This window comes from Microbacterium sp. (assembly GCF_035554235.1).
Lineage (GTDB): Bacteria > Actinomycetota > Actinomycetes > Actinomycetales > Microbacteriaceae > Microbacterium.
In genome coordinates this window covers 1-9,158 of the sequence record NZ_DATMIO010000013.1, presented here as the reverse complement: position 1 = coordinate 9,158, position 9,158 = coordinate 1, and the positions used below count along the sequence as shown (strand labels likewise).

The following is a 9,158-nucleotide window of genomic DNA, read 5'->3' as shown; positions in this document are numbered from 1 at the left end:
GGAACCAAGGACGACCCGTGGCGCCTCGTGACCGCGCCGGGCACGTCGGAGTACACGATGTACCGTGACGAGGCCGCCGACCCGCCGGCACTGGTATGCCAGGTGGGCTCGACGACGCTCAAGTACCACGTGTCCGCGGTCGACGATCTCGTGGCCTGGCTACGCGCGCAGGGCGATTGGGTGCCGCTCGGCGCTGCCGACGAGCAGAAGGCCGCCGCCGACGGCACCGTCGAGGCGTGGGGGCGCAGCGAGACCAATCCGGTCGGGGGCTGGTACGGCCTCCGCAAGGGCTATCGGGGACGCTTCGGCATGTACCTGCCGCCGCTGCTCGAGGCGCTCGGCCTCGTCGAGCTCACCCACGACGCGCGGAACAACAGCGTCAAGGCGCTCTGACGACGCCGCATCCGCCGTTCAGCCGGTGAGGCCCGCGGCCTGACGAAGCACCGCCGGCATCCGCTCTGTCGACGCGGCGTGACGCGGTGACGTGGCAACGCGAACGCATGCCCGGCGTGCGTTCGACGTTCACCTGACACGGGAGCGCACGATGCCCCTCGTTCACACTCCGCCGCCAGGCTCGTCGCGTGACACACGCTGGCACGTACGACGGGTTTCGGTCGACGCGACGCCGGGCGTCGCACGGGCGGCTGTGGGTGCTCGCGGTCGGCGCGGCGATCCTCGCCGGACTGCTGCTCCCCGTCGACGCAGCCTCCGCCGCGAACCGCGCGGATATCCGCGCGGATATTCCCGCGGTGATCATCAACGAGCTCGCCGCGGCCAGTTCGATCTCCGACGCCGATAGCTTCTTCGAGCTGCGCAACGCCTCGCCGGAGCCGGTGGATCTGACCGGCTGGGCGGTGTACCGATGCGACGAGCGTGGGCTGCGCGCCAACCTCGCTCGTCCCGAGATCATGCTCACCGATGTCGTGCTCGACGCCGGGGAGATCTTCACGGTGGTCAACATGAGCGCTCGCGCGGCCGCCGCGGCAGCCGACGCCCGCTTCACCAAGGTGTTCTCCTCGCGCGGAATGGGGCTCGTCCTCGTCGCGCCCGACGGTGCGACGGTCGACTCGGTGGCGGTGTATCCGAACGAACCGTGGCCGACCGAGAGTGAGTGCGGGCCGACGCCGAACCTTCCGGCGACGCTCGCGGCCGCCCTCGACGAGAGCTGGCAACGCACGGCCGACGGTCGCTGGGTGCGCGCGGGGGCGACGCCGGGGGAGCCGAACGCCGAGCGGCAGGATGGCGCGGCGGTGATGGATGTCGTCATCGACGAGGTCGCACCGGCCGGGCCGGGCGGCAGCGCCGACGACTTCGTGGAGCTCCGCAATCGCGGCAGGGGCGACGTCGACCTCACCGGGTGGCGCCTGTTCCGGTGCACGGCCCTCGGTGCGGCGACCGCCGACACGGTGCAGGTCGAGTTTCCCGCCGGCACCCGGCTGCGATCCGGGGAGCGGTCGCTGATCGCGGGGCCGGGCTTCCAGGCCGAGGACGAGCAGCCCGGCTTCCGGACCCGGACATCGCTCGCCGACGGGCTGTCGGGCGTGCTCCTCGTCGACGACCGCGGGCGACGCGTCGCCGGGGTGTCCGTGTCTTCGCACGGCGACACGGCCTGCCAGACCGGTGACGAGAAGCTCGACGCGGGCCTCGACCATCGCCTCGGCCAGAGCTGGCAGCGTGGCTCGGCGGGCGCGTATGTCATGGCGGCACGCACGCCCGGTGCGCCGAACGCGCGCCGGGCGCAGGCGATGACCATCGCCGAGTCGGACGACGCGGGCGCGATCGCGATCAGCGAGTTCGCGGTCGACCCCGCCATCGCAGGGCTGCCCGAAGGGCACGTCCGGCAGCACTTCGTGGAGTTCGGCAACTACGCCGACGAGGCCCAGGACGTCGGTGGCTGGCGTCTGATCGGATGCGGGCTCGACGGATTCCGCTTCCGCAGCACGCTCGCGACCGTCCCGGCCGGCACCGTCCTGCGGGCGGGACAGACGTTCACCGCCGCGCTCCGCGGGACCGCTGCGGCCGGTGCCGCGGACGCGGTGTTCGACCACGAGTTCGACTTCCGGGGCGCGGGCGTGTGGCTCGAGGACGCCGCCGGCGGGCGGGTCGATGGCGTCGGCGCCTATCACGTCAACGAGATGGATCGGAGCGTGGACACCCCGAGCGCGTGCTCGTCGGGGCTCACGCTCCCGGTGTTCGCCGTCGATCGCCTGCGCGGTGAGACGTATCAGCGCGCGCAGCGGACCGGCGATAATTCCGCCGACTTCGTCGCCGCACGCCATACGCCCGGCATCCTCGCGCCCCGCAGCATCACCGAGCCCGGCGCGCTCGTCGCCGAGGCGGTGCTGCGGCTCGCGCCGAAGGCGCGCGTCGCCGAGACCCTGTCGGTGCCGCTCGACAGCGAGCCGCTGCCCGGTGCGGCCGCCGTGCACGTGGTCGCGGCGGCGGCAGGCACCTCGAGCGGCCCGCTCATCGAGCGCGTCGGCGCGAACGAGCGCGCAGCGGATCCGACGGCGCTCTCGGCGCTGACATCCGGGGACGACGGCTACGAACACCCCTACCTGCGGCTCACGGCTGCGGTGAGCGGCGCACCGGCCACCGTGCAGTGGACGGGCACGGCCCGTGGGCCCGGCGAAGTGCGGCTCTCGGTGTGGGAGCCGGAGGCATCGGTGTGGCGCGCGCTGGATGCCGCCACGCCCGCCCGCGGTGCGGACGAGCACCCCATGGAGCTCCGGGGAGGCATCCGCGCCCGCGACATCCAGAACGGCACGGTCGAGCTCCTCGTGCAGAGCGTGCCGCGCTCCAAGCACACCCTCGACGCGAACGAGAAGCTCGCGAATCCCGTCGACTACGACTTCGCGATCACCCACCTCACCGATACGCAGTACCTGTCGGAGGCGTACCCCGAGGTGTACGCGGACGTCGTCGGATGGGTGATCGCGAACGCCGAGTACCGCAAGATCGCATTCGCGACCCACACGGGCGATCTCATCCAGAACTGGGTCGATCCCGATCAGCCCGAAGAGCGTGCGCGTCGCGAGTTCGCCGTGGCATCGGACATGCAGGCCGCGCTCGATGACGCGGGCGTGCCCAACAGTGTGCTGCCCGGAAACCACGACAACAAGCGCGGGGTGAGCCCTGCCCTGTTCAACGAGTACTTCGGCCCCGAGCGCTACGCCGGCACGCCCTGGTACCGCGGCTCCATCGCACCCGGGGACAACACGGCGAACTACTCGACGTTCACCGCCGGCGGCGCCCCGATGCTGATGCTGTCGCTGCCGTACGCGTACGGCGAGCGAGAGATCGCGTGGGCGGAGGAGATCGTGGCGCGGCATCCCGATCACAACGTGGTGGTCTCGACCCACGAGCACGTCACCCCCAAGACCACCGAGACCGTTGCGAACCGCTCGAACTCCTCACGCTGGCTCTCCCACGCCGACCACCTCTGGGAGCGCGTGATCGCCCCGAACCGCAACGTGGTGCTCGTGCTGTCGGGGCACTTCCACGGCCTCGGCCGGATCGTCACCGAGGATGCGGGCGGCATCCCGGGGCACACCGTGGTCGAGGCGCTCGCGGACTACCAGGAGTTCCGCACGCACACGGGGGAGCGGGCGACGGGATTCTCGCGGCTGATCCAGGTCGATGTCGCGGGCGGACGCCTCGCCGTCGACGCCCTCTCGTCGACCCTGGCCGCGCCGACGAGCGCGCCCTACGACTACGAGCAGTTCGTGCCGGACGACGGCCACGAGGGCACCCCATCGAACGACCGCCCGTGGCGCATCCTCGCCGACGGGCTGCAGAACAGGTACGGCGTCGCCGACGACCACTTCACGGTCGACCTGGCCCTGCAGTACGAGAAGGGGATCGCCACCACGGGCGTATTCGTCGCGGATCGCTGAGATCCCGCGCCCGCGGGCGACCGCGCCGGTACGCTGAAGCCATGGCCCGACGCGATGACGACGCCCTCTCGTGGGACGGGGATGAAGACCCGACCCTCGACGTCCGGCCCGCGGCATCCACCGACGCGCCCGAGCCCGTAGCCGGGCCCGGCGCGGTCGTCAACGCGCCCGAGCCCGCGTCGCTGCCCGATGGCTGGAACGCGGTCGGCAAGGGCAGCGAAGCGGTCACCGGAGAGCACGACGTCGCGGCCGAATCACCCGCGCACGCCGTGCCTGCGACCGCCGAGGAGGAGGCGCCCGCACACCTCGGCAACGCCGCGCTGATCGCGGTCGGGGTGCTCGGCGGCATCTACCTCCTCTTCGCGATCGGCTGGCTGGTCGGTGGCCAGCGGTTGCAGGGGCTTGCGCAGTTCCTCGTCACCGATGTCGTCTTCCAGGTGAGCCTGTGGCTCGCGGTGCTCGCACCGCTGGTGTGGTTCGCGACCGTCTGGATCGTCACGGCCCGCAAGGCGTTGTGGATGCGGTTCGTCTGGCTCGGCGCCGGCATCGTGCTGCTCGCGCCATGGCCGTTCGTGATGGTGGGGGCGGTGGGAGTATGACCGAGCAGACGATTGATGCCGCGCCCCCGCGCCGCACGCCGACCTGGCTGGTCGCGACGATCGCCGGCGGGTTCGGGCTCTTCTACGCCTACGCCGTCTGGAACGCGCTGTCGTTCCTCATCACCTTCGCGTCGGCGGGTCCGCTGACCGGGTTGGGGTGGTTCGTCCTGATCTTCGCCGTGGCGTTCCCCGTCATCGCGTTCGCTGCGGCGTTCGCGCTCGGGTTCCGCCGCCCCGCGCACCACTTCCTCCTCATCATGCTGACGGGGCTGTCGCTCGTCGCGGTGTTCTGGCTGAACGTCATCGCCTATCTCCTCGGCGGACCGTCGGTCGTCGGCTGACCCACTGGCGTCGGAAGCGCCGGGGCGTCGGCCGACCCACCGGCGTCCCCGTCATACAGTCGGGACCGCCAGCGCGGAGCCGGTAGGCTGATCGGGCCTCGCCCCCCATGCGTGCGGTGCGGCACGTCCCATCGCACTGACCCGCGCGCGTGCGCATGCAACAAAGGATCCGCTTTCGTGTCGAAGCCCGTCGTCCTCATCGCCGAAGAACTCTCTCCCGCCACGATCGAGGCCCTCGGCCCCGATTTCGAAGTGCGCACCGTCGACGGGACGGACCGTCCGGCCCTGCTCGCCGCCCTCGCGGAAGCGAACGCCGTGCTCGTGCGTTCGGCGACGAAGGTGGATGCCGAGGCCCTGGCGGCCGCGCCGGTGCTCAAGGTCATCGCGCGCGCAGGCGTGGGGCTCGACAACGTCGACATCAAGGCCGCGACCACCGCGGGCGTGATGGTGGTCAACGCACCGACATCCAACATCATCTCGGCGGCCGAGCTCACGGTCGGCCACATCCTGAGCCTCGCGCGCCGCATTCCGGCCGCGCACGCCTCGCTCTCGCAGGGCCAGTGGAAGCGCAGCTCCTTCACGGGCACCGAGCTGTTCGAGAAGACCGTCGGCATCGTCGGCCTCGGCCGCATCGGGGCGCTGATCGCTGAGCGGCTCCGGGCGTTCGGCGTGCGGGTCGTCGGATACGACCCGTATGTGACGCCCACCCGCGCCCAGCAGCTGCAGGTCGAGCTCCTCTCGTTCGAAGAGGTGCTGCGCCAGAGCGATTTCGTCACGGTGCACATGCCGAAGACCGCCGAGACCACCGGGATGATCGGCACGGAGCAGATCGCGCTGATGAAGCCGTCGGCATTCCTCATCAACGTCGCCCGGGGCGGTCTCATCGACGAGGAGGCGCTGCACCTCGCACTCACCCGCGGTGTGATCGCTGGTGCCGGGCTGGACGTGTTCACCTCCGAGCCGCCGGCCGGGGATTCCACGGCGTCGCGCCTGCTCGACCTGCCGAACGTCGTCGTCACTCCGCACCTGGGTGCGTCGACCGAGGAGGCGCAGGAGAAGGCCGGCGTCTCGGTGGCGCGATCGGTCAAGCTCGCCCTCGAGGGTGATCTGGTTCCCGACGCCGTGAACGTCGCCGGGGGTATCATCGACCCCTTCGTGCGTCCGGGCATCGCCCTGGTCGAGAAGCTGGGGCAGTTCTTCACCGGGCTCGCGCACGCCGCGGTCACCAGTCTCGACATCGAGGTGCGCGGCGAGCTCGCCGCCTACGACGTCAGCGTGTACCGACTCGCGGCTCTCAAGGGCATCCTCGCGAACGTCGTCAGCGAGAACGTGTCCTACGTGAACGCGCCGCTCTTCGCAGAGCAGCGCGGCATCGAGACGCGCCTCATCGTCGAGGCAGAGAGTCCGCTGTACCGCAACCTCACGATCCTGCGGGGCACGTTGGCCGACGGAGCCGTGCTCACGGTCGCGGGCACCCTCGCCGGCACCCGCATGGTGCCGAAGGTCGTCGGTATCAACGGCTACGAGATCGAGGTGGCGCTGGAGCAGTACCACATCGTCATGCGCTACGCCGACCGCCCGGGCATCGTCGCCATCTACGGACAGCGGCTCGGCGATGCGGGTATCAACATCGCCGGTCTGCAGGTGGCCCACCCCGACGCGAGCGGTCGCGCACTCTCGGTGCTCACGGTCGACTCACTCGTGCCCGACGAGATGCTGACCGAGCTGCACGAGGCCATTCACGCCGACCTGTTCCGACAGATCGAGATCACCGAGCCCTGAGCCTCGCGCATCCTGAGCCCGCGACGCGCCGGACCCCGCCGGCGCGTCCCTGGGCGCAAGGTGCGGGTGTGTGCGGTGCGCGACCCGCACTTCGCGTCGAGCGAGAGCGCGAGCACAGGCCTCAGCGCTTGGTGGCGCCCTCCACCAGCGCGATGAGCGCATCCATGGCCGCACCCTCGGGCACGGGGCCGGGCACCGACCCGCCCTCCAGTGCGTTGTTGAAGTAGAGGCCGTCGCTCACCAGCATCACGAGGTCGAGGGCCGTGGCATCCTTCGTGTGCGGGCGGAGAGCGTCCTCCCACCGCAGGCGCACCTCGCGCACCGTCGCGCTCGCTGCGGCGTTGCCGCCCTGTGCGAGCCGGGATGTCGCGATCAGGGCGCGATCGAGCGGGTCATTCTGCATGGCCGATGACCGGAGGAAGTAGGCGACGGGGCCCTCCGGCGCCGTCGTAATGGCCTCGATGTCGACATCCACAAGCCGTCCGAGCCGCTCGATGAGGCCCGCTTCGAGGGCTTCCTTGGAGCCGAAGTGGTAGAGCAGCCCGCCTTTCGACACGCCGGCCGCTCGCGCTGTTGCGTCGAGCGTCGCGCTGCGTTCACCGTCGTCGATGAGGATCGCCTCGAAGGCGTCGAGCACGCTCTCGCGCGCGTGGGGTGGGCGGCTCATGGGCACGAGCCTAGCCACGCTGGAGCGGTCATATCTGATAGTGTACCGGCTAGACGGTTTAGAAATGGAAAATGAAATGACGCACACACTGACTCGCACCACGGCCACCGAGACCCCACGCGTCGGATGGCGCGGCTGGGCGGCCCTCGTCGTGCTCATGCTGCCGGTGCTGCTCATTTCGGTCGACAACACCGTGCTGAGCTTCGCGCTGCCGCAGATCGCGCTCGACCTCGAGCCCGCCGCCACCCAGCAGCTCTGGATCATCGATGCATACCCGCTCGTGCTCGCGGGCCTGCTGGTGACAATGGGCACGCTCGGCGACCGCTTCGGACGGCGACGGATGCTGCTCATCGGAGCGACCGGATTCGGCATCGTCTCCGCGCTTGCGGCGTTCGCGCCCAACGCCGAGCTGCTCATCGCATCCCGCGCCGCCCTGGGTGTGTTCGGCGCGATGCTCATGCCGTCGACTCTGTCGCTGCTGCGAACCATCTTCACGAACCGCGACCAGCGTCGCATGGCCATCGCGGTCTGGGCCTCGGCCTTCTCGGCCGGTGCGGCGCTCGGTCCCGTCGTCGGCGGTCTGCTCCTCGAGCACTTCGCGTGGGGCTCGGTGTTCCTGATGGCGGTGCCCGTGCTGGTGCCGCTGCTCATCCTCGTGCCGATCCTGGTTCCCGAGAGCCGCGACCCGAAGCCGGGCCGATTCGACCTGCTGAGCGTCGTGCTCTCGCTCGCGACCATGGTGCCCATCGTCTACGCGATCAAGGATGTCGCGGTGCACGGCGCCGCGAACGCGATGCCGCTCGTGCTCGCGGGCGCCGGCGCGGTGTTCGGCGTGCTGTTCGTCCGCCGTCAGAACCGGCTCGAAACGCCCATGCTCGATATGGCCCTGTTCCGCCGCGGCACCTTCTCCGGGTCCGTGCTGGTCAACCTTCTGAGCGTCATCGGACTCGTCGGGTTCCTGTACTTCATCGCCCAGCACCTGCAGCTCATCGTCGGCCTGTCGCCGATGGAGGCGGGGCTCGCCCTCGTGCCCGGGCTCGCCGCGATGATCGTCGCCGGCATCGGCGTCGTGCCGATCGCGAAGCGCGTAGCGCCCCGCATCGTGGTGCCCGTCGCGCTCGGGTTCTCGATCCTCGGCTACCTGCTGGCCGCGATCAGCACCGAGACCGGCGCGCTGTCCCTGATGATCGCGGCGTTCGTCTCGCTCGGCATCGGCATCGGCGCGGCCGAGACCGTATCGAACGAGCTGATCCTGGCGAGCGCGCCGCCGGCGAAGGCCGGGGCGGCGAGCGCCGTGTCGGAGACGGCCTACGAGCTCGGGGCCGTGCTCGGCACGACGATCATCGGCGGCCTGCTGGCGGCGTTCTACCGCGCGAACCTCGCGCTCCCGGCGGGCCTGCCCGCCGACGTGGCGGATGCCGCACGCGAGACGCTCGGCGGAGCCGTCGCCGCATCGCAGGGCCTCGAGGAGACGCTGGGGCAGGCTCTTCGGGATGCGGCGGCACACGCGTTCGACGCGGGCGTCGGCGTGACCGCCCTGACCGGCGCGGGACTCATCGTGATCGCCGCCGTCATCGCGGCCCTCACGCTCGGCCGTCGCCCGAAGGTCGAGCGCGCCGAGCGCTGACACAGCGACGAGCCCCGTCTCTCCCCGCCGGTACGCTGGCGGGGAGAGAAGGAGAGCAATGTCGCGTGTCGTGAAGCTGGCGGTCATCCCGGGTGACGGAATCGGTGCCGAGGTGGTCGCCGAGGCCGAGAAGGTGCTGGATGCTGCAACCGCAGGGTCCGGCGTCCGCTTCGAGAAGACCCGCTTCTCGCTGGGGGCCGCGCGCTTCCTCGAGACCGGCGACACCCTCACCGACGCCGACCTCGA

Annotated in this window: 8 protein-coding genes; 7 read left to right on the top strand and 1 reads right to left on the bottom strand. The window is 70.8% G+C overall.

The window, feature by feature from the left end:
• The 5 genes from VNT50_RS00695 to serA all read left to right on the top strand — a co-directional run.
• On the top strand, positions 1–393 hold a 393-nt coding region (locus tag VNT50_RS00695; protein WP_325483188.1), incomplete at its 5' end, for a DUF6855 family protein.
• A 188-nt stretch (positions 394–581) separates the two neighbouring features.
• The gene (locus VNT50_RS00690) at positions 582–3,896 is read left to right on the top strand and encodes a lamin tail domain-containing metallophosphoesterase family protein (RefSeq protein WP_325483187.1); all 3,315 of its coding nucleotides are present in this window, start codon (positions 582–584) and stop codon (positions 3,894–3,896) included.
• A gap of 41 nt (positions 3,897–3,937) precedes the next feature.
• Positions 3,938–4,495 carry a DNA polymerase III subunit gamma/tau gene (locus VNT50_RS00685; protein ID WP_325483186.1) on the top strand — a complete coding sequence of 186 codons (558 nt, stop codon included), beginning with the start codon at positions 3,938–3,940 and terminating at the stop codon, positions 4,493–4,495.
• A complete protein-coding gene (locus VNT50_RS00680) occupies positions 4,492–4,836 on the top strand; it encodes a bacitracin resistance protein (protein WP_325483185.1) in 345 nt (114 codons plus the stop codon). Before VNT50_RS00685 ends, VNT50_RS00680 begins: the two co-directional genes overlap by 4 nt.
• A 177-nt stretch (positions 4,837–5,013) precedes the next feature.
• Positions 5,014–6,618: a phosphoglycerate dehydrogenase gene (gene serA / locus VNT50_RS00675; protein WP_325483184.1), complete on the top strand. Its 1,605-nt coding sequence runs from the start codon at positions 5,014–5,016 to the stop codon at positions 6,616–6,618.
• Between the two features lie 121 nt (positions 6,619–6,739).
• On the opposite strand, the gene VNT50_RS00670 is transcribed toward serA, so the two are convergent.
• Positions 6,740–7,285: a TetR/AcrR family transcriptional regulator gene (locus VNT50_RS00670; RefSeq protein ID WP_325483183.1), complete on the bottom strand. Its 546-nt coding sequence runs from the start codon at positions 7,283–7,285 to the stop codon at positions 6,740–6,742.
• A 76-nt stretch (positions 7,286–7,361) separates the two neighbouring features.
• Between VNT50_RS00670 and VNT50_RS00665 the strand changes: the two genes are divergently transcribed.
• Positions 7,362–8,912, top strand: coding sequence for an MFS transporter (locus VNT50_RS00665; RefSeq protein ID WP_325483182.1), 1,551 nt, complete (start codon positions 7,362–7,364; stop codon positions 8,910–8,912).
• Positions 8,913–8,970: 58 nt separating this feature from the next.
• The coding region (locus VNT50_RS00660; RefSeq protein ID WP_325483181.1) for an isocitrate/isopropylmalate family dehydrogenase at positions 8,971–9,158 on the top strand (188 nt) is incomplete at its 3' end.

Coding starts and splice junctions, on each gene's coding strand:
- VNT50_RS00670 (WP_325483183.1), bottom strand. CDS start 7,285: ATGAGCCGCCCACCCCACGCGCGCGAGAGCGTGCTCGACGCCTTCGAG.
- VNT50_RS00665 (WP_325483182.1), top strand. CDS start 7,362: ATGACGCACACACTGACTCGCACCACGGCCACCGAGACCCCACGCGTC.
- VNT50_RS00680 (WP_325483185.1), top strand. CDS start 4,492: ATGACCGAGCAGACGATTGATGCCGCGCCCCCGCGCCGCACGCCGACC.
- VNT50_RS00685 (WP_325483186.1), top strand. CDS start 3,938: ATGGCCCGACGCGATGACGACGCCCTCTCGTGGGACGGGGATGAAGAC.